The sequence below is a fragment of the Enterobacter hormaechei subsp. hoffmannii genome (assembly GCF_001729745.1).
GTDB classification, from domain to species: domain Bacteria; phylum Pseudomonadota; class Gammaproteobacteria; order Enterobacterales; family Enterobacteriaceae; genus Enterobacter; species Enterobacter intestinihominis.
In genome coordinates this window covers 1,795,785-1,814,816 of sequence record NZ_CP017186.1, presented here as the reverse complement: position 1 = coordinate 1,814,816, position 19,032 = coordinate 1,795,785, and the positions used below count along the sequence as shown (strand labels likewise).

Sequence of the window (19,032 nt, the reverse complement as noted above, 5' to 3'; positions counted from 1 at the left end):
TTATCGACTATGCTAAGAAAACTTTCAGGATAACAACGAGGTGAATTATGAGCAGTGGTGATATCACCCGCTACGTCGTAACCGTCAATATTCATGAAGCATCGCTGACCGAACTGAATGAACTCAACAACGCTTTCACGCGGGCGAATTTTCTGCTCACGCTGACGGACGATGAGGGCAATATTCACGATCTCGGCTCGCTGGCCTTTGGCCTGATAAGCCCGCTGAGTCAGGAGGAGGTGAAGGCGCTGGCCAGTAGCCTGGTGGAAAGCGTGACTGACAAAGCCACGGAAATTGATGTGGATAGCTGGGAAAACTGGCATAAAAAAGAGCAATAAGTGCCCTGTACAAAATTAAACCGCTCAGTTGTGCGTTAGTTCCTGTTTTTTTATAGCCGTTTTGCGCTAACTTTATGATCTGGCAGACAACATGGGAGAGACATCATGTGGCAGGCTATCAGTCATCTTTTAAGTGAGCAACTGGGTGAAGGTGAAATTGAACTGCGTAACGAACTGCCAGGCGGAGAGATCCATGCCGCATGGCATTTACGTTACGCCGGGCGCGATCTCTTCGTAAAATGTGATGAGCGCGAATTGCTCCCCATTTTTACGGCCGAAGCCGATCAGCTTGAGTTGTTATCGCGCAGTAAAACAGTCAACGTTCCACAGGTTTTAGCCGTTGGCAGCGATCGTGACTACAGCTTTCTGGTGATGAACTATCTTCCGGCGCGCCCTCTGGATGCGCACAACGCCTTTATTCTCGGCCAACAGATCGCCCGTTTGCACCAGTGGAGCGATCAACCTCAGTTTGGGCTCGATTTCGATAACGACCTCTCAACCACCCCACAGCCAAACGCGTGGCAACGCCGTTGGCCGACTTTTTTTGCCGAGCAGCGCATAGGCTGGCAGCTGGAGCTGGCCGCTGAAAAGGGACTAGCGTTCGGCAACATCGACGCGATTGTTGAACACATTCAGCAGCGTCTGGCTTCGCATCAGCCTCAGGCTTCCCTTCTGCACGGTGATTTATGGTCGAACAACTGCGCGCTTGGGCCTGATGGTCCCTATATATTTGACCCGGCCTGCTACTGGGGCGACAGAGAATGTGACCTCGCGATGCTGCCGTTGCACCCTGAACAGCCGCCGCAAATTTATGATGGCTATCAGTCTGTCTCGCCGTTACCTGCGGGTTTCCTTGAACGTCAGCCGGTTTATCAGCTGTACACCTTGCTAAACCGGGCGATTTTGTTTGGCGGGAGTCATCTGGTGAATGCCCAGCGAGCGCTGGATCGTATCCTGGCGGCATAGCGGGAGGGGGCGGCAATACGCCCCCTTTGACATTACAGGAAGCCGAGCAGCGTAAAGAAGAAATACCCGGCCACAATGATAATAACCGGCAGGATATAGAGCGGGAAAAACTGCACAAAAATGGTATGACGCGGAACGACAATGCGCGATTCGATCTGCTCGCGGCTCATCCCGTCAGGGCCTTTCGCCTTCTCAAGTATCAGCTGATCTTCTACCCCTTCGCGTAAAAAGCGGGTCTGGCGGCTCATGCGTGCGCCGGAGGCCTGCAACGCCATCGCGATAAAGATCAACGCATAGATTATCCAGAACCCGACATTCAGCTGGTGGTGAAAATCCGGGGTGGGCGAGTTGAACCAGAAGACGTTCAGGAATGGGGTGTTAAACCGCATCATCTCAATCATGACGTGGGCAAAATCGAGCATGACGGCATTAATGCCCGGCTGTTTTTCGCTGTGATCGTACATAAATTTAAGTACGGAGATCAGCGTTGAAATCAGGGCGGGAATGAAAATAACCCAACCAGCAATACGTTTTAAGACTGCGATGCGTCCAGCTTGTTGATACGTCATTAGTTCCTCTTCATAAAGACGCGTTATTTGTGCCTAAGTCTACCTGCTGTCGGTCATTTTCGCCCGATCTTTGAATGCAATATGCTAAATTGCTTGTGCTTAGCACCGTTCGTCTTACCCCAAGATAAGGAGATGTTGTAATGTCGACACCGCGCCAGATACTTGCCGCTATTTTTGACATGGATGGATTGTTGATTGATTCCGAACCCCTGTGGGATCGGGCTGAACTGGACGTGATGGCCAGCCTCGGCGTCGATATCAGTCGTCGTAATGAGCTTCCCGATACCCTGGGGCTGCGCATCGATATGGTGGTTGACCTTTGGTATGCCCACCAGCCATGGGTTGGCCCGGATCGCGACGAAGTTACGGCGCGCATTATCAACCGTGCTATCTCCCTTGTAGAAGAGAATAAGCCTCTGTTACCGGGCGTACGCGACGCTATCGCCCTGTGCAAGGCGCAAGGGCTGAAAGTGGGGCTTGCCTCTGCCTCACCTCTGCATATGCTGGAAAAAGTGCTGACGATGTTCGGGCTGCGCGACAGCTTCGACGCGCTGGCCTCGGCCGAAAAGCTTCCTTACAGCAAGCCACATCCGCAGGTGTATATGGACTGCGCCGCGAAACTGGGGCTGGATCCGCTTACCTGTGTGGCGCTGGAAGATTCGGTTAACGGCATGGTGGCGTCCAAAGCCGCACGTATGCGCTCCATCGTTGTGCCGGCTGAAGAAGGCCGACACGATCCCCGCTTTGCCCTCGCGGATGTCAGGCTGACGTCTCTTGAAGAATTGACTGCCCGCCATCTGCGCGGAGAGTAACGCTCTTTCAGGCAGCTTCGGCTGCCTGCATCACAAAATCAAAACAACGTTTTACTTTATTTGCTTTTCTCATTCCAGACTCCTATCCTTACGTGCAGAATGACAATAACCTGACTTCTGAGGCGCGTATGATACTGGATGCTTTTACTCTGGCAGGAAAAGTGGCGATGGTGACCGGGTGCGATACCGGTCTGGGGCAAGGCATGGCCATTGCCCTCGCCCAGGCAGGATGCGATATCGTGGGGGTAAACCGCAAGGTTCCTGACGAAACGGCTGCGCGCGTCACGGCGCTGGGACGGCGCTTTATCGCAATTCGCGCCGATCTCGGCAAGCATGAGAGTATTCAGAGCGTCGTGGATACCGCCGTCACAGAGATGGGCCGCATCGATATTCTGGTTAACAATGCCGGCACCATTCGTCGGTGCGATGCGCTGGAATTTAGCGAGAAGGACTGGGACGAGGTCATCGATCTCAATCTGAAATCGGTCTTTTTCCTCTCTCAGGCAATAGCGAAACAGTTTATCGTGCAGGGTCAGGGCGGCAAGATCATTAACATTGCGTCCATGCTCTCCTTCCAGGGCGGCATTCGGGTGCCGTCCTATACGGCTTCGAAAAGCGGCGTCCTCGGGCTCACCCGCCTGCTGGCAAACGAATGGGCGCCGCTAGGTATTAACGTGAACGCTATCGCGCCGGGTTATATGGCGACAAATAACACCCAACAACTTCGCGATGATGAGCAGCGCAGCCAGGCGATCCTCGACCGTATTCCGGCGGGCCGCTGGGGACTTCCGGAGGATTTACAGGGTCCGGTGGTGTTTCTGGCCTCGGCGGCGTCGGATTACGTTAACGGCCATACCCTTGCCGTAGACGGTGGCTGGCTGGCGCGCTAACCGCCGGTTTGTGACAAAGAGTTACACCGTCACCTCTTTCACACACTGTATAAAAACCCTATACTGTATGGATTGACAGTTTACCGGGTTTTATCATGACGGCGGAAGGCCACCTGCTTTTTTCACTTGCCTGTGCAGTGTTTGCTAAAAACGCTGAACTGACCCCTGTGCTGGCCCAGGGGGACTGGTGGCATATTGTCCCTTCTGCCGTGCTGACCTGCCTGCTGCCGGACATCGACCATCCAAAATCATTCCTTGGTCAGCGGCTGAAGTGGATTTCAAAACCCATCGCCAGAGCCTTTGGTCATCGCGGGTTTACCCACAGCCTGCTGGCCGTATTTGGCCTGCTTACACTCTTCTATTTGAAGGTTCCCGAGAGTTGGATAGTCCCGGCGGATGCCATTCAGGGCATGGTGCTCGGCTACTTAAGCCATATCCTCGCCGATATGCTGACGCCAGCGGGCGTTCCGCTGCTCTGGCCCTGCCGCTGGCGTTTCCGCCTGCCAATCCTCGTGCCGCAAAAAGGCAACCAGCTGGAGCGCGTTCTGTGCATGGCGCTGTTTGCCTATGCCGTCTGGATGCCGCAGACATTGCCCGAAAATGGTGCAGTGCGCTGGTCATCGCAGATGATCAACTCGCTGCAATTTCAGTTCAATCGTTTTATTAATCACCAGATTGAGCATTAAACCGGCAATACAATCACTTTTGTCATAAACCATTCCATATGGATATAAGCGCCACATCACACTTCTGATAACCTTGCGCCAACAGGTTCGGTAAAAACCGACCGTATAATAAATCAGGAGAACGGGGATGAATTTTCCACTCATCGCGAACATTGTTGTGTTCGTCGTATTGCTATTGCTTCTCGCCCAGGCTCGCCACAAACAGTGGAGCCTGGCGAAAAAGGTACTGGTTGGTCTGGTCATGGGCGTGGTGTTTGGCCTGGCCTTACACGCTATTTACGGCTCCGACAGCCCGGTACTGAAAGATTCCATTCAGTGGTTCAACATTGTCGGTAACGGCTATGTACAGCTGCTGCAAATGATCGTTATGCCGCTGGTATTCGCCTCAATTCTGAGCGCCGTAGCCCGGCTGCATAATGCTTCTCAACTGGGTAAAATCAGTTTCCTGACCATTGGCACCCTGCTCTTCACCACGCTGATTGCGGCGCTGGTGGGTGTGCTGGTTACCAATCTGTTTGGCCTGACTGCTGAAGGTCTGGTGCAGGGTAGCGCTGAAACCGCGCGTCTGACGGCGATTGAGACCAACTACGTGGGTAAAGTGGCCGATCTGACCGTTCCGCAGATGGTGCTCTCCTTCATTCCGAAAAACCCGTTTGCTGACCTGACCGGTGCAAGCCCAACCTCCATTATCAGCGTAGTGATCTTCGCTGCGTTCCTGGGCGTGGCTGCGCTGAAGCTGCTGAAGGACGATGCGCCGAAAGGCGAGCGGGTTCTGACTGCCATCGATACCCTGCAAAGCTGGGTAATGAAGCTGGTGCGTCTGGTCATGCAGCTGACGCCGTACGGTGTCCTGGCGCTGATGACCAAAGTCGTGGCAGGTTCTAACCTGCAAGACATCATCAAGCTTGGCAGCTTTGTGATTGCCTCGTACCTCGGTCTGGGCATCATGTTTGTTGTGCACGGCATCCTGCTGGCGGTGAACGGCGTTGGCCCGCTGAAATATTTCCGCAAAGTCTGGCCGGTGCTGACCTTCGCCTTCACCAGCCGTTCCAGCGCGGCATCGATTCCGCTGAACGTGGAAGCACAGACACGTCGTCTGGGCGTACCCGAGTCTATCGCCAGCTTCTCGGCCTCCTTTGGCGCCACCATCGGGCAGAACGGCTGTGCGGGTCTCTACCCGGCGATGCTGGCCGTGATGGTTGCCCCAACCGTGGGTATTAACCCGCTGGATCCGGTCTGGATTGCGACGCTGGTCGGTATCGTGACCATTAGCTCCGCCGGTGTTGCGGGCGTGGGCGGCGGCGCGACCTTCGCTGCGCTGATCGTTCTGCCTGCGCTGGGGCTGCCGGTAACGCTGGTTGCCCTGCTGATCTCTGTTGAACCACTGATCGATATGGGTCGTACCGCGTTGAACGTGAGTGGTTCAATGACCGCCGGTACCCTGACCAGCCAGTGGCTGAAGCAGACCGACAAAACGATTCTCGACAGTGAAGATGATGCCGAACTGGCACATCGTTAATCACTGCTGAAATAAAAAAACCGCCATCGGGCGGTTTTTTTATGGCTGTTATTCTTCAACCTCTTCATCCTGGCGGGTCTGCATTGCCCATCGCTGCGCCGATTCCGGCACCGTAAACGCAGGGGAGCGACGGAAGTGCTCGCCAATCAGCACGAAGGCAACGTATTTACCCCGCAGCATCCAGACATCGCGAAAACCATCCACCTTCAGGGCATGGTCTGGCGGCGCGGGCTCAACGCGGGGTACATAGCTAATAACCTGGCGGTTTTGTTGACGAAGAGGTTTCATAAGCGACGGGTTCACTAAAGCAAATTCTTAAAGCAGGAAATTTCTATCATAGCCGATTCTCCCCCCGCCCGTCGCGCCTGACGTATCGCAGATGGCTCCTTTCGCTAATCAATATCTGAAAACGCTTAGTTCGCCTGCTAATTCTTAACATTGTTCTATCCTTAATAGGGTTTTTAGGAATGAACAAAGGAGAAGCGTGCAATGTCGAACAATGATAAACCACATCAGTCACCCATTCATGGGACTGAAGAATCTCAACCGGGAATGGACTCACTTGCCCCAGCCGACGGCTCACACAAACCATCACCGGGTCCTTCCGCACCGGGTGAACAGCCTACCGCCCCGGGCAGCATGAAAGCCCCGGAAACGGAAAACGAAAAGCTGAAATCGCTCGATCCTCACCGCAAGGGCGGTGAAGGCCATGCGCTGACCACGAACCAGGGCGTTCGCATTGCCGATGATCAGAACTCCCTGCGCGCCGGAACGCGCGGCCCGACGCTGCTGGAAGATTTCATCCTGCGCGAAAAAATCACCCATTTCGACCATGAGCGTATCCCTGAGCGTATCGTCCACGCTCGCGGCTCCGCGGCGCACGGCTATTTCCAGCCGTACAAGAGCCTGAAGGAGATCACCAAAGCAGATTTCCTTTCCGATCCGAACAAAATCACACCGGTGTTTGTGCGTTTCTCTACCGTACAGGGCGGCGCGGGTTCGGCCGACACGGTGCGTGATATCCGCGGCTTCGCCACCAAATTCTATACCGAAGAGGGCATTTTCGACCTCGTCGGGAATAACACCCCGGTTTTCTTCATACAGGACGCGCATAAGTTCCCTGACTTTGTCCATGCGGTAAAACCAGAACCACACTGGGCCATACCGCAGGGACAAAGTGCGCATGACACATTCTGGGACTACGTCTCCCTGCAACCGGAAACCCTCCACAACGTGATGTGGGCGATGTCTGACCGGGGGATCCCGCGCAGCTATCGCACCATGGAAGGCTTTGGTATTCATACCTTCCGTCTGATTAACGCTGAAGGTAAAGCGACGTTTGTGCGTTTCCACTGGAAACCGGTCGCGGGGAAAGCGTCGCTGGTGTGGGATGAAGCGCAGAAGCTGACCGGACGCGATCCGGACTTCCACCGTCGCGAACTGTGGGAATCCATTGAAGCCGGTGATTTCCCGGAATACGAGCTGGGGTTACAGCTGATCCCGGAAGAAGACGAGTTCAAATTCGACTTCGACCTGCTCGACCCGACCAAGCTTATTCCTGAAGAGTTGGTGCCGGTTCAGCTGGTGGGTAAAATGGTGCTTAACCGCAACCCGGATAACTTCTTCGCGGAAAATGAGCAGGCAGCGTTCCACCCGGGCCATATTGTGCCGGGGCTGGACTTCACCAACGATCCGCTGCTGCAGGGTCGTCTGTTCTCTTACACCGATACGCAGATCAGCCGTCTTGGTGGACCTAACTTCCATGAGCTCCCAATCAACCGTCCGACCTGTCCGTACCATAACTTTCAGCGTGACGGGATGCATCGCCAGGATATCGATACCAACCCGGCGAACTACGAGCCGAACTCCATTAACGATAACTGGCCGCGTGAAACCCCGCCGGGGCCAAAACGTGGCGGATTCGAGTCGTATCAGGAGCGCGTGGACGGAACAAAAATTCGCGAGCGCAGCCCGTCATTCGGCGAATATTACGCTCAGCCTCGCCTGTTCTGGAACAGCCAGACCCCGATCGAACAGCAGCACATTATCGGCGGCTTCAGCTTCGAGCTGAGCAAAGTGGTGCGTACCTACATTCGCGAGCGCGTGGTCGACCATCTGGCGCATATTGATATCCAGCTTGCCCAGGGCGTGGCGAATAATCTCGGCATTACGCTGACTGACGAGCAATGCCATGCTGCACCGCCTAAAGACGTGAACGGGCTTAAGAAGGATCCGTCCCTGAGCCTGTACGCGGTACCTGGCGGGACGATCAAAGGCCGCGTAGTGGCTATCCTGCTGAACGATAAACCGCGCGCCAGCGACGTGCTGGGGATCATGAAGGCGCTCAAAACCCAGGGCGTACATGCCAAACTGCTTTACTCCCGCATGGGTGAAGTGACAGCCGACGATGGCTCCGTCCTGCCGATTGCCGCGACCTTCGCCGGGGCACCGTCGCTGACGGTTGACGCGGTGATTATGCCGTGCGGCGACGTTGAGAGCCTGCTCGGTAACGGTGATGCCGCCTATTATCTGCTGGAAGCCTATAAGCACCTGAAGCCAATCGCCCTGGCAGGCGATGCGCGGAAGTTTAAATCTCTGCTGAAGGTACCGGATCAAGGGGAAGAAGGCATTGTCGAAGGTGATAACATTGACGATGCGTTTATGACCCGGTTGTTTGACCTGCTCGCCGCGCACCGCGTGTGGTCGCGCAGCAGTAAGATTGACCAGATACCGGCGTAAAAAACCTGAAGCCCTCACCCCGGCCCTCTCCCCTGGGAGAGGGAGAAAACAATAAAAACGGTAACCAAAAGGTTACCGTTTTGCTTTTACCTCGCCACCGGGCTTTGCCTCAAAGATCCCTGAACGTCCCCAGACGATACCCACGCTCGGCAATCGCATACTTTAACGACGCCGATGTCAGCACATCCAGTTCTGCCAGACGCGGCCAGCAGTAGGCGCTCTTACGTACTATCTCATCGACAAACGCCGGGTGCGCCATTACCTCAAGCGAGCGCTCCCCTTTTGCGGCGGAGTCATCCAGCACCTTCAGGAACAGCGCTTCGTCGATCTCGTCGCCATAAAATGCGCTGCTGAACCCCTCCGTTGACGTCACCGCGACGTCCGGCAACCCGCGCACCTCCCGATCCACGCGCATCGCCACGCCTTTACGTTGCGCAAACTCTGCCACAAGCGGGAAAATCGCCGGGATCATATGCACATGATGATGACTGTCGATATGGGTGGGCTCGCGGCCAAACACATCCACAAAGCGGTTAAACTGGCAGTCCAGCTCGCGGGCAATCTCATCAAGCGGCAAAGCGTCCTGCTCCGCCATTTCCCAAATCCATTTACCCAGTTGCCCGTCGCGCGTCAGCCCCGGCATCGGTGAAAGGGGCAACCCAAGCGTCAGCACAAAGTGCATGCCCACGCCCAGTTCGGGCAGCTCACGGCTTAACTGCGCCGCATGTTCCACCGCCTCACCGTTGATGAGCGCTGTTGTAGAGGTCACGACGCCCCGGCGACAGGCTTCGATAATGCCGTAGTTCTGCCCTTTTGACAGGCCGAAATCATCGGCATTGACGATCAGCAGGTTTTCCATCGCGCCTCCTCTTAACGGTGTGTGAGTTTCAGTTTCTCAACCGTTGCAGCAAAGTTTGGCAGCCATTTCTCATGCGCCAGGATCATCTCACTCGCGAGTTTTTCAGCGTCACGGTCAGAATGCACCAGCGGGCTGAGATTCAGCGCCAGCAGCACGTCATTCAGCTCGCCGCTCAGGGCCGCATTGCTCGCCGCCACTTCAAAGCCTTTGATGGTGTGAATCAGCCCCATCACCTTATCGTCGAAGTGGGTAATGCGGGGATGCGGTTTTGCACCCTCGCGCCCAAGGATGCAGGTCATCTCTACGGCCCAGTCTGCCGGGATATTGTCGATGTGCCCATGATGCGGAACGTTCACATAGTGCTCGGCCTGCTTGTCATTGTAAATGGCGTTGATCACTTCACACGCGGCATCTGAATAGTATGCCCCACCGCGCTGCTCAAGCTCTTTCGGTTTGACGTTCAGGTTCGGATCTTTATACAAATCAAAAAGCTGCTTCTCTACTTTCTGCACAACCTGAGCGCGTGCGCCACCTTTGTAGTATTCGCCCATTTCAATCGCCAGCATCTCTTTCTGCTTGAAGTAGTAAAGCAGATACGAGCACGGCAGCAGATTCAGGGAGCGGATCAGCCCTTCGCTGAACGGCAGATCGAAGATGTTTTTCACCGAGGCCGCGGTCAGGCGACCAGAGGCAACGCCATCAAGCAGTTCCGCAAAGCGCGATTGCCCGTTCACAATCACATCTTTGATAAAGACCATGTGGTTCAGGCCGAACAGGTCAATGGACAATTCATCGTTATCGGTCAGCGCCAGCACATCGCGGATGAACATCTTCATGCCGATCGGAATATTGCAGACGCCGATAAAGCGTTTGAAACCGGTGTGACGATAGACTGCCTCGGTGACCATCCCGGCCGGGTTGGTAAAGTTAATCACCCACGCGTTCGGGCAGATCTCCTCCACGTCTTTAATGATGTCAAAAATGACCGGAATCGTACGCAGACCTTTAAACAGGCCACCTGCCCCGTTGGTTTCCTGGCCCAGATAACCGTGGCTCAGCGGAATACGCTCGTCCAGCTCACGCGCCTTCAGCTGGCCGACGCGCAGCTGGGTGGTCACGAAGTCAGCATCTTTCAGCGCCAGGCGGCGATCCAGCGTTTTATGCACGGTTAAAGGCACGCCTGCTTTTTCAACCATGCGTTTGCACAGTTCAAAAATAATATTTAGCTTCTCCTGACCTTCTTCAACATCCACCAGCCATAATTCGCTGACCGGTAATTCATGATAACGTTTCAGGAAACCTTCAAGTAATTCCGGGGTATAGCTGCTGCCGCCACCAATGGTTACGACTTTTAATTTCTTTTGCATAAACTCTCCCTTAGCTTATCAGGGTAATCGCCTGCAAGGTATAGCGTACTCTTCCCGCTATTTGGGCAAGCCATTACGTCAATATTCCTGGCGGATAACCGCCGAAAGTTAATTAATTACCGTTAAATTTTTGCGGTAACTGTTCGGTGTGAATGAAGTCATTTTCTTAAAGGTTTTAATAAACAGGCTGGGGCTGCTGTAACCCGATTCGTAAGCGATATCGGTGACAGAGTAGTTAGTAATTTCCAGCTGTTTTTTGGCAAAATTGATGCGGATTTCATTAATAATTTGAACAGGCGTTTTACGGTAATAGCGCTGCGTGGCACGCGTTAAATATTCCTGCGATTTACCCGACAGCGCCACCATGTTTTCCAGGGCGTTATCGCTGAACTGTCCTTTGTCGTGCATCAGCTCCACGGTACTGCGCAGCCACTGAGGAATATCATCCACCACCTGCTGTTCTTCACGGTGATGGCGAAGACGGTTCATGACGTAGAACGTCACGGTTTCAATAAATTCATCAAATTCATTGTCGCGGAAATTCAGCGAGGCGATAACCGTTTCAATCCAGGTCATAAACTCATTTTTAACGCGATAGACCTGTGACGCCACAAAGCAGAACGGAACCAGCGGCAGATAGTGCTTCTCGAAGAAACGCCTGCTCACCCCTACGTTAAGAATGCGCGTCGCACCAAACTCATAAAAGCTCTGGTGATAGGACCCCATCGGCAGGAAGACGAAATCGCCACGCTCAAGCAGGACGCGCTTACCGTTAATCTCCTGATAGTAGCGGCCGGTCAGAACAATCGTGAACTCGTAGTAGTCATGCTGGTGCAGACCGCTGGCGCTCTCCGTTTTGTTGTAAATCACCACGTGAAAATTCTTGCCATTAAACAGCTGCTGCTCATGTGCGGTTTTGATTTCCATCGTGCTGACCTCCTGGTGCCTGTTCAGACTTACTGCATCTTCTCGTGAAGCTCGATGAGCTCCGCTACCATCTCGCGCGCCAGCATGGAGGTCATCAGGTGATCCTGCGCATGTACCAGCACCAGACTCACTTTCATCTTTCCTTCGCCCTGGTCGCTTTCGATGAGTTTCGTCTGCACCAGATGCGCTTCGTTTAACGCCGTACGGGACTGCTCCATCATGGTTTTCGCGGCAACAAAATCGCCCTGCTTAGCCTGCTTAAGCGCCGCATACGCCAGGCTTCGCGCCTGCCCGGAATTGATGATGAGCCCCATCACCACCTCTTCCAGATCGTTCACTGCGGTTTCTTCGGCAACGATACTCTCTAAATCTAACATCTTTAAGCTCCTTTACGCTGGCGCGGGCTGCCCCGCGCCGTGCAATTTTAGAATTTCAGTGCGAGGGCGATATCCTCTTCGCTCTCTTCTTCATCGATAACCGTTGCAGCCTTGTTCGCAATCGCCACGAACGGCATGTAGAGCAGGGTTGCAATCCCGAGGTTGAATATCGCCAGCAGGAAGGCGGCCACGCTACCGTTGGTGTTGAAGAACGCGCCCAGACCAGCTGGCATCGTCCACGGCGCAATGTTGGTCACCGGCGGGATAATGCCCAGGTAATACGCCGTCAGCGTAATCGCGGCCAGCAGCGGCTGAACCAGGATGAATGGAATGAACATCACCGGGTTCATGATAATTGGCAGACCAAACAGGATCGGCTCGTTAATCTGGAAGATGCCTGACGGCAGGGCCAGCTTCGCAACCTGACGATGGTCGGCGCGGCGAGAGACAATAAAGACCGCGATGATCAGACCCAGCGTCGCCCCGGTACCGCCCAGGAAGATATAGGAGTCAAGCATCGGCTTCGCCCACACATGGAAGGTTTTACCGGCCGCCAGCGCCGCATCGACGGAGCCGTACTGCTGGTAAAGCGCGACGTTTTCCAGTGCCCACGGGGTCATAATACCGCTGTCCAGCGCCGCCAGTGCCAGTGAACCATGCACGCCGAAGAACCACAGCAGGGAGGTAAAGATGACATACGCCCAACCGACCACGCTACCCATCGACGCCAGCGGCGTTGAGATAGAGTCCATAATGATCTGGTGGAAGTTAGTCCCCCAGTGAGAGAGCGCCCAGGCAATAATCCCCATGATGGAGAGGATAATGAAGCCCGGTATCAACGCGGAAAATGAACGAGAAACAGAGGCCGGAACGCTATCCGGCAAGCGGATAACCCAGTTGCGGCGAATAATAAAGGTGAACATTTCGGCCACCACCAGTCCGATAATAATACCGGAAATAATGTTTGCCCCACCCAGCCAGTTGGCGCCCACGGCGTAAGCGTCGCCCACGCTGTACGGCGTGACGGTCATAAACGCGGCAATGGACAGTAAGCCCGCCGCCAGCGGATCCACCTTACGCTCTTCCGCCAGGGCCATTCCAATAAAGAAAGGCGCCATTAGCGACATAATACCCAACGTACCGTTGTATACGTTGCCGCCAATGGCTTTTAAACCATTAAGGGTTTCAATAGTGGAAGCATCTAACCTAATTCCTAATGAATAAAAAAAGGAACCTTCTCCAAAGCTGAGAAAAACGTTGTTAATTAAAACGAACATTGCCCCGGCTAATGTCAACGGCATTAATTTAATAAAGCCGTTCTTAATGGCATTAACGTGAGGCTGCTTTCCTATTTTAACAGCAAAAGGAAGGAGTACCTTTTCAAGTGAAGCGATGACTTTACTCATAGGAAAATACCCTTAAATGCCGCAACGACCGTTACGGCGTATTGTGTGTGAAATAACTCTTTGACGGGAAAAATAAAAAATTAATTAGCAGCTTTTTTAATCGCCGCAACAGCAGCTTTTAATACACCTAAACCATCAATCTTGCCGTATAAAACGGAATCGATCACTTCGACCGGCTTATTAGGGAGCAAACGTTGAATTTCTGGCAGCATATAAGCGATTTGCGGCCCGAGTAAAATTACATCTGCTGTCTGGCCCTTTTCGCCCGCCAGCGTTTCCGGAAACGCCTCAATCACCACAGGGACTTCATATTTTTCGGCCTGCGCGCGCATTTTTGAAACCAGCAGCGAAGTGGACATGCCCGCAGAGCAGAACAAGTAGATATGTTTCTTTTCCATGATAATTTCCCTCTTATTGGTCTGACCGCCGTCGCGCTATCACTCGACTCGCTATCCTGGCTGACGGGCAGTGTGCTGAACATTGTTTGTCGTTGAAGTGAGTATACGCAATGGTACAGGGAGGGGATAATTCTGGATAGACTCAAATTGTCTCTCATTGACCTGGCTTGTTGACTACCTTCACATTTCAGGCAAATATTTCGCGCTAAGAAATAAGATTTACGTATGCATAAAAAAACCGGCCATCAGGCCGGTTTGTTAACACTTTCAGGCAAGCGCGGTTACTGCGCCTTAGGTGCCTGTGGATCGGTGTCGTATTCAGCGCAGGTCTGGTAGCCCGAATTGATCACGTGACCGGTATCATCCAGGGCGACAAAGTAGGTTTCTGCCTTACCATTACGTTGACCCAGAATATAGGTCTGGCAGGTGCCACGCGCGTGGATCATAGTGACTTCTGAAGAAGGTTTACCGGCAATGGCTGCAACCTGGGAACGCGTCATGCCTTTTTTGACGTCTTTTACCACTGGCTGTGTGAACTGATCTGTGGTGCGATCGTAAGCTGTACACCCAGCCAGCATAGTCAGTACCGCCGCTGCGCTTAAAATTCCTGCTACGTTCTTGTTCATATTCCGTCCTCTTGTTTATCAGCGTGTTAACTAAGCATGGGATAAAAATTACTATTGTTCAACTTTGCGAGTTACGCCAGACGAATTTCGGAAAATTCTAATAAAACAACGATAAGCTGCTAAATCGCTGTAAAACAGTACACTCAAAACTGTGATCCTTGTCGTTTCCCCGACAAAGGGTTAGTTTTAACAGATCACACTTTCTGTTTGGTTCTGCATAGGGAGGGCGTAATGGCTCTGCAACAAGAAATTATTCAGGCGCTGGGCGCGAAACCTGCGATTAATGCCAATGAAGAGATCCGTCGTAGCGTTGATTTTTTGAAAGCTTACCTGTCCGCACACCCTTTCCTGAAGACGCTGGTACTGGGTATCAGCGGCGGTCAGGACTCCACTCTGGCCGGTAAACTTAGCCAGATGGCCATCACCGAGCTGCGTGACGAGACCGGTGACACCGCACTGCAATTTATTGCCGTACGTCTGCCGTATGGCGTGCAGGCCGACGAGCAGGACTGTCAGGATGCGATCGCCTTTATTCAGCCGGACCGTGTTCTTACCGTAAACATCAAAGGTTCGGTGCTGGCAAGCGAGCAGGCCTTGCGTGAAGCCGGTATTGAACTGAGCGATTTTGTTCGTGGCAACGAGAAAGCCCGTGAGCGCATGAAAGCGCAGTACAGTATCGCAGGGATGACCAAAGGGGTCGTCGTCGGCACCGACCACGCCGCGGAAGCCATCACCGGTTTCTTCACCAAATACGGCGATGGCGGCACGGACATCAACCCCCTCTTCCGCCTGAACAAGCGTCAGGGTAAGCAACTGCTGGCGGCGTTGGGCTGCCCGGAGCACCTGTATAAGAAGGCGCCAACGGCAGACCTGGAAGACGATCGCCCTTCCCTGCCGGATGAAGCCGCGCTGGGTGTGACCTATGACAACATCGATGATTATCTGGAAGGCAAAACGCTCGACGAAGGTACCGCAAAAATTATTGAAGGCTGGTATCTGAAAACCGAGCACAAACGCCGTCCACCCATTACGGTGTTTGATGATTTCTGGAAAAAGTAAAAGCAAAACGGTAACTCAGTTTTGCAGGCCGGGTAAGGCGTAACCGCCACCCGGCTCTTTTTTAACCACCAAACACCTGCTACACTGTATGCCTGAACAGTATATGGAGCAGTATGTGAGCAGGCGTCAATCCGCCCCGCGTCTTGAGTTTGAAGCGGCGGCTATCTACGAATATCCCGAGCATCTTCGCCCCTGGCTTGAGGCGCTGCCTAAACAGCCTGGCGTCTATTTCTTCCACGGCGACAGCGACACCATGCCGCTCTATATCGGCAAAAGCGTAAATATCCGCAGTCGGGTGATGTCGCACCTGCGTACGCCGGACGAAGCGTCGATGCTCAGACAGTCCCGGCGGATCACCTGGATCGAGACGGCAGGTGAACTGGGCGCGCTTCTGCTCGAAGCCCGGCTCATCAAGGAACAGCAGCCGCTGTTTAACAAACGCCTGCGCCGCAACCGCCAGCTGTGTTCCTTGCAGGTTAACGCGGGAAAACCGCAGGTCGTTTATGCCCGGGAAGTGGATTTTTCGCATGAACCGAATCTTTACGGTCTGTTTGCCAACAAACGTGCCGCACTGCAAACTCTGCAATCCCTTGCTGATGAATTACAGCTTTGTTACGGCCTGTTAGGACTGGAAGCGACTACCCGCGGTCGCGCCTGTTTCCGCTCCGCGTTGAAACGCTGCGCCGGGGCGTGCTGTGGAAAAGAGAGCGTTGAAGAACATCATGCCCGGTTTATGGCTGGCCTGGCCTCAATCAGCGTCAACTGCTGGCCGTGGGAAGGCGCGGTGGCGTTGAAAGAGACCCGCGATGCGATGACGCACTATCACGTCATCCGCAACTGGCTCTGGCTTGGCGCGGTTGAAAGTCTGGATGACGCTGCCGCCCTGCTGCGCACACCTGCCGGGTTCGATCAGGATGGCTACAAAATTCTCTGTAAGCCGCTGTTAACCGGTAAATATGAGATAGTCATGCTCAATGACCCGGCAGCCAGGTAATTTCACTGAACAGCAGCGACCCCTTCGTTTCCAGTAGACGGAGGGTATGGCTGCCCTCTTGCCAGCTGGCGCCCTGATCGGCGGTCAGTAATTTATCGCCCAGTTGCCAGGCGCCGCTTAACACGAACGCCACGCCACCGCGTGATGCGAAGGTAGTGAACGTCCGGGTAGCAACGCGCACTTTTGCCTGGCAGTGCTCCCGTCGGGTCATGACATTGAAATCCATCGACATCTGCCCCTCCGTAAGCACGGCTTTCACCGTCAAATCGCCCGCAAAGCCGTAAGGCTGATGGTGTTTCAGGGTATGGCAAAACGCCCTCCCCGCATCCAGCGTCACCTCGCCGCCTTCCAGCAGCGTAATCACCCGGTCAACGCCCGGAAACGCGGAGAATTCGCCGTTACTGGCGATGGAGGCGATGCTGGCCCGCCAGGAAAAATCCCGCGTCGCGGGAGGGAAACAGCAAATCTCACGCGTCTCGCCCGCGCCGTTACGCCAGAGACTGACGGGTATTTTACGGATATCAAAGAATTCCATGACCACTCCTGAAGGACGCACCGTGCGCCAGGGCATTTTCACAGACGTATTATCGGCAACGGTAAGGCCAGACCTTAGGCATGGGGCAAAAGAAAAACCGCCGGTCCTGTCCACAGCGTTTTCGCTTGTGTAGACAGGAGCCCGGCGGTCTTAAGAGAGTGAACCGATTATTCGGCTGGTGCAGGCATTTTACCTTCCGGCGCTGCACGTTCTGTCAGACGCTTCTCAAAATTGGCATTAAATTGCTTTTTCTGTTCCGGCGTCAGAATGTTGTAAATCTTGTTCTGGGTTTCCATGTGGGCCAGCATGCGCGCTTTATGCTGCTCGGCCATTTTGTCGATCTGCGCTTCTGCTTTTGCTTTGTCGAAGCTGTCGCTGGCAATGATGTCATGCATCGCGCGGCGCTCTTCCAGCGGAGGACGTTTCATCTGGTCACGCTGACTTTTCCTGATGTCGCGGATCTGCTGCTTCTGCGCGTCGGTCAGGTTCAGATCTTTAAACATCATCATCTCATGATGCATACCCGGCTTGCCTTTATGATGCATCATCATTTTGCCTTCTGCCGGCGCGGCGGTAGTGGTCGCGGTATCGGCGGCGAACGCCATGCTGGTAGCGCCCAGAGCCAGGGTAGAGGCAACAAACAGTGCAGTTAATTTACGCATAATGTCTTTCCTTACTTTCAGTTATTCTTCGGCGCTATGCCGTGTTGACGAGATTAACTTTACGGGGTTTATCGTCAATTAGTCAGAGCAACGGTAAAACAATGAAAGTATAAAAAACACGTTTTCGCCAATTATGGAGAAATTAAGGAAAAAGCGTGGAGAGATGAAACAAAAATATTCAACAGCATGATTTTAAAGAGATTATGGAGGAGTATAGCGAAGTACCGTTTAATAATAAAGCAATTCTCCAGGAATATTCCGCAAACACTTCCAGAGCGCTTTTAACGTTAAGAAATTAATTCTTCGTTTCCCCTCCGGTCTGCGCGAGGGGAGACGATCAGGGCATTTTTTCCAGCATCAACCCGGCTCGTAAACCAAACGCGACTGACGGGTTAGGAAATAAAACATATTCCGTGGGGTTCTGTACCGCATAGCGCGTCTCACCATCTTCCGCCAGCAGGACGCCCTGGCGAAACGGCGTGAAGTTCAGCGTATGGGGCGCCATATGAAGCTGGAAAGCTTCACTTTGACGCGTGATCTGCTGTACGACCCGATAGCGCACGACGGGTTCCCGGGTGGGTTCCGGCGCAACCCCTGCGAGCAACGCCCGAAGCGCCTGATGCGTAGGGGCAAAACGCGTCAGGTCGTTTTGCCCGAACGGCAGCGCTTTTCCCAGCTCCAGCGTGCAGGACAGCGCGCCGAAATTCTCGCAGGTGAAGTGGGTAAACGTGCCGCCCGGCGTCTGGTGGAAAACCAGCGCTTCCAGTCCCGCGTCGCCAAGCCAGGTCAGAAACGCCTCATCCCACGGCTGATGGCGCTGCGGTAACACGCCAAAACGTACGTGGTACGAGGCGCGGATGGCGGTATGCAGATCGAGGTGCCAGCGCGTTTCCCCCGCCCCGGCAAAAAACGCCGTGACCACCTTCTCCAGCCATTGCGCACGTGTCGTTTCATCACTCTGTGGAAATTGCGCCCAGCGGCCACCAAACATTCGGTTGATGTCGCTCACGAGATACCGTTTGTTTTGCGCCAGCGCAGGCGGATTTCCCAGTACCACCAGCAGACGGCAGTGCAGCGTGATCTCTGCGCGATACAGCGCGCGCAGCAACAGATCGACAATCTCCACGGGCGCGGTTTCATTCCCGTGAATGCCGGTAGAAAGCAGCAGCGACAGGTTATATTGCCCCGTCGGCGTCAGTTCAAGCACGCCCGGCCCCAGCCATCGCCAGTGGAACGAAGGGCCTTCCCCCTCGTGCCGCTCCGGTGTCTCTTCAGCCAGCGTCAGCGCCAGAAAGTTTTCCAT

Annotated in this window: 21 protein-coding genes; 9 read left to right on the top strand and 12 right to left on the bottom strand. The window is 54.0% G+C overall.

Features of this window, described 5'->3' with window-relative positions:
• Positions 1–47: 47 nt before the first annotated feature.
• Positions 48–338, top strand: a complete 291-nt coding sequence (ghoS, locus tag BFV65_RS08540) for a type V toxin-antitoxin system endoribonuclease antitoxin GhoS (protein ID WP_003857822.1) — start codon at positions 48–50, stop codon at positions 336–338.
• Positions 339–443: 105 nt separating this feature from the next.
• Positions 444–1,304, top strand: a complete 861-nt coding sequence (locus tag BFV65_RS08535; RefSeq protein WP_069596462.1) for a fructosamine kinase family protein — start codon at positions 444–446, stop codon at positions 1,302–1,304.
• A gap of 32 nt (positions 1,305–1,336) precedes the next feature.
• Here the strand turns inward: BFV65_RS08535 and BFV65_RS08530 are convergent, their stop codons facing one another.
• Positions 1,337–1,873, bottom strand: coding sequence for a YniB family protein (locus BFV65_RS08530; protein WP_015570741.1), 537 nt, complete (start codon positions 1,871–1,873; stop codon positions 1,337–1,339).
• 140 nt (positions 1,874–2,013) lie between these two features.
• On the opposite strand from BFV65_RS08530, the gene hxpB reads away from it, so the two are divergent.
• The 4 genes from hxpB (at position 2,014) to tcyP (ending at position 5,780) form a co-directional block, all read left to right on the top strand.
• On the top strand, positions 2,014–2,685 hold the full coding sequence (gene hxpB, locus BFV65_RS08525) for a hexitol phosphatase HxpB (protein WP_022647828.1): 672 nt from the start codon (positions 2,014–2,016) through the stop codon (positions 2,683–2,685).
• Positions 2,686–2,813: 128 nt separating this feature from the next.
• Positions 2,814–3,575, top strand: coding sequence for a 2-dehydro-3-deoxy-D-gluconate 5-dehydrogenase KduD (gene kduD, locus BFV65_RS08520; RefSeq protein WP_045621432.1), 762 nt, complete (start codon positions 2,814–2,816; stop codon positions 3,573–3,575).
• Positions 3,576–3,670: 95 nt separating this feature from the next.
• On the top strand, positions 3,671–4,261 hold the full coding sequence (locus BFV65_RS08515) for a metal-dependent hydrolase (RefSeq protein ID WP_015570742.1): 591 nt from the start codon (positions 3,671–3,673) through the stop codon (positions 4,259–4,261).
• 127 nt (positions 4,262–4,388) lie between these two features.
• On the top strand, positions 4,389–5,780 hold the full coding sequence (tcyP, locus tag BFV65_RS08510; RefSeq protein WP_022647826.1) for a cystine/sulfocysteine:cation symporter: 1,392 nt from the start codon (positions 4,389–4,391) through the stop codon (positions 5,778–5,780).
• A 48-nt stretch (positions 5,781–5,828) separates the two neighbouring features.
• On the opposite strand, the gene cedA is transcribed toward tcyP, so the two are convergent.
• A complete protein-coding gene (cedA, locus tag BFV65_RS08505; protein ID WP_022647825.1) occupies positions 5,829–6,068 on the bottom strand; it encodes a cell division activator CedA in 240 nt (79 codons plus the stop codon).
• A gap of 201 nt (positions 6,069–6,269) precedes the next feature.
• On the opposite strand from cedA, the gene katE reads away from it, so the two are divergent.
• On the top strand, positions 6,270–8,519 hold the full coding sequence (gene katE / locus BFV65_RS08500; RefSeq protein ID WP_069596461.1) for a catalase HPII: 2,250 nt from the start codon (positions 6,270–6,272) through the stop codon (positions 8,517–8,519).
• 109 nt (positions 8,520–8,628) lie between these two features.
• On the opposite strand, the gene chbG is transcribed toward katE, so the two are convergent.
• The 7 genes from chbG to osmE form a co-directional block, all read right to left on the bottom strand.
• A complete protein-coding gene (gene chbG, locus BFV65_RS08495; RefSeq protein WP_069596460.1) occupies positions 8,629–9,378 on the bottom strand; it encodes a chitin disaccharide deacetylase in 750 nt (249 codons plus the stop codon).
• Between the two features lie 11 nt (positions 9,379–9,389).
• Positions 9,390–10,745, bottom strand: a complete 1,356-nt coding sequence (locus BFV65_RS08490) for a 6-phospho-beta-glucosidase (protein ID WP_022647822.1) — start codon at positions 10,743–10,745, stop codon at positions 9,390–9,392.
• A gap of 108 nt (positions 10,746–10,853) precedes the next feature.
• Positions 10,854–11,699: a transcriptional regulator ChbR gene (chbR, locus tag BFV65_RS08485; RefSeq protein ID WP_255248587.1), complete on the bottom strand. Its 846-nt coding sequence runs from the start codon at positions 11,697–11,699 to the stop codon at positions 10,854–10,856.
• Positions 11,700–11,701: 2 nt separating this feature from the next.
• On the bottom strand, positions 11,702–12,049 hold the full coding sequence (gene chbA, locus BFV65_RS08480) for a PTS N,N'-diacetylchitobiose transporter subunit IIA (RefSeq protein WP_022647820.1): 348 nt from the start codon (positions 12,047–12,049) through the stop codon (positions 11,702–11,704).
• A 47-nt stretch (positions 12,050–12,096) separates the two neighbouring features.
• On the bottom strand, positions 12,097–13,455 hold the full coding sequence (gene chbC, locus BFV65_RS08475; protein WP_017384664.1) for a PTS N,N'-diacetylchitobiose transporter subunit IIC: 1,359 nt from the start codon (positions 13,453–13,455) through the stop codon (positions 12,097–12,099).
• Between the two features lie 80 nt (positions 13,456–13,535).
• Positions 13,536–13,859 (bottom strand): PTS N,N'-diacetylchitobiose transporter subunit IIB, encoded by a 324-nt coding sequence (gene chbB, locus BFV65_RS08470; RefSeq protein ID WP_225303350.1) that lies wholly within the window; start codon positions 13,857–13,859, stop codon positions 13,536–13,538.
• Positions 13,860–14,134: 275 nt separating this feature from the next.
• A complete protein-coding gene (gene osmE, locus BFV65_RS08465) occupies positions 14,135–14,479 on the bottom strand; it encodes an osmotically-inducible lipoprotein OsmE (protein WP_022647818.1) in 345 nt (114 codons plus the stop codon).
• Positions 14,480–14,710: 231 nt separating this feature from the next.
• On the opposite strand from osmE, the gene nadE reads away from it, so the two are divergent.
• Entirely contained in the window at positions 14,711–15,538 is an 828-nt protein-coding gene (nadE, locus tag BFV65_RS08460) for an NAD(+) synthase (protein WP_022647817.1), read from the top strand.
• Positions 15,539–15,653: 115 nt separating this feature from the next.
• Positions 15,654–16,532 (top strand): excinuclease Cho, encoded by an 879-nt coding sequence (cho, locus tag BFV65_RS08455; protein ID WP_032624399.1) that lies wholly within the window; start codon positions 15,654–15,656, stop codon positions 16,530–16,532.
• Here cho and ves read toward each other — a convergent pair.
• The 3 genes from ves to astE form a co-directional block, all read right to left on the bottom strand.
• On the bottom strand, positions 16,510–17,067 hold the full coding sequence (gene ves, locus BFV65_RS08450) for an environmental stress-induced protein Ves (RefSeq protein ID WP_022647815.1): 558 nt from the start codon (positions 17,065–17,067) through the stop codon (positions 16,510–16,512). The two genes, cho and ves, sit on opposite strands and share 23 nt — an antisense overlap.
• 167 nt (positions 17,068–17,234) lie before the next feature.
• A complete protein-coding gene (spy, locus tag BFV65_RS08445) occupies positions 17,235–17,729 on the bottom strand; it encodes an ATP-independent periplasmic protein-refolding chaperone Spy (protein ID WP_022647814.1) in 495 nt (164 codons plus the stop codon).
• Positions 17,730–18,066: 337 nt separating this feature from the next.
• A complete protein-coding gene (astE, locus tag BFV65_RS08440; protein WP_038415886.1) occupies positions 18,067–19,032 on the bottom strand; it encodes a succinylglutamate desuccinylase in 966 nt (321 codons plus the stop codon).

Coding starts and splice junctions, on each gene's coding strand:
- ghoS (WP_003857822.1), top strand. CDS start 48: ATGAGCAGTGGTGATATCACCCGCTACGTCGTAACCGTCAATATTCAT.
- BFV65_RS08535 (WP_069596462.1), top strand. CDS start 444: ATGTGGCAGGCTATCAGTCATCTTTTAAGTGAGCAACTGGGTGAAGGT.
- BFV65_RS08530 (WP_015570741.1), bottom strand. CDS start 1,873: ATGACGTATCAACAAGCTGGACGCATCGCAGTCTTAAAACGTATTGCT.
- hxpB (WP_022647828.1), top strand. CDS start 2,014: ATGTCGACACCGCGCCAGATACTTGCCGCTATTTTTGACATGGATGGA.
- kduD (WP_045621432.1), top strand. CDS start 2,814: ATGATACTGGATGCTTTTACTCTGGCAGGAAAAGTGGCGATGGTGACC.
- BFV65_RS08515 (WP_015570742.1), top strand. CDS start 3,671: ATGACGGCGGAAGGCCACCTGCTTTTTTCACTTGCCTGTGCAGTGTTT.
- tcyP (WP_022647826.1), top strand. CDS start 4,389: ATGAATTTTCCACTCATCGCGAACATTGTTGTGTTCGTCGTATTGCTA.
- cedA (WP_022647825.1), bottom strand. CDS start 6,068: ATGAAACCTCTTCGTCAACAAAACCGCCAGGTTATTAGCTATGTACCC.
- katE (WP_069596461.1), top strand. CDS start 6,270: ATGTCGAACAATGATAAACCACATCAGTCACCCATTCATGGGACTGAA.
- chbG (WP_069596460.1), bottom strand. CDS start 9,378: ATGGAAAACCTGCTGATCGTCAATGCCGATGATTTCGGCCTGTCAAAA.
- BFV65_RS08490 (WP_022647822.1), bottom strand. CDS start 10,745: ATGCAAAAGAAATTAAAAGTCGTAACCATTGGTGGCGGCAGCAGCTAT.
- chbA (WP_022647820.1), bottom strand. CDS start 12,049: ATGTTAGATTTAGAGAGTATCGTTGCCGAAGAAACCGCAGTGAACGAT.
- chbC (WP_017384664.1), bottom strand. CDS start 13,455: ATGAGTAAAGTCATCGCTTCACTTGAAAAGGTACTCCTTCCTTTTGCT.
- osmE (WP_022647818.1), bottom strand. CDS start 14,479: ATGAACAAGAACGTAGCAGGAATTTTAAGCGCAGCGGCGGTACTGACT.
- nadE (WP_022647817.1), top strand. CDS start 14,711: ATGGCTCTGCAACAAGAAATTATTCAGGCGCTGGGCGCGAAACCTGCG.
- ves (WP_022647815.1), bottom strand. CDS start 17,067: ATGGAATTCTTTGATATCCGTAAAATACCCGTCAGTCTCTGGCGTAAC.
- spy (WP_022647814.1), bottom strand. CDS start 17,729: ATGCGTAAATTAACTGCACTGTTTGTTGCCTCTACCCTGGCTCTGGGC.
- astE (WP_038415886.1), bottom strand. CDS start 19,032: ATGGAAAACTTTCTGGCGCTGACGCTGGCTGAAGAGACACCGGAGCGG.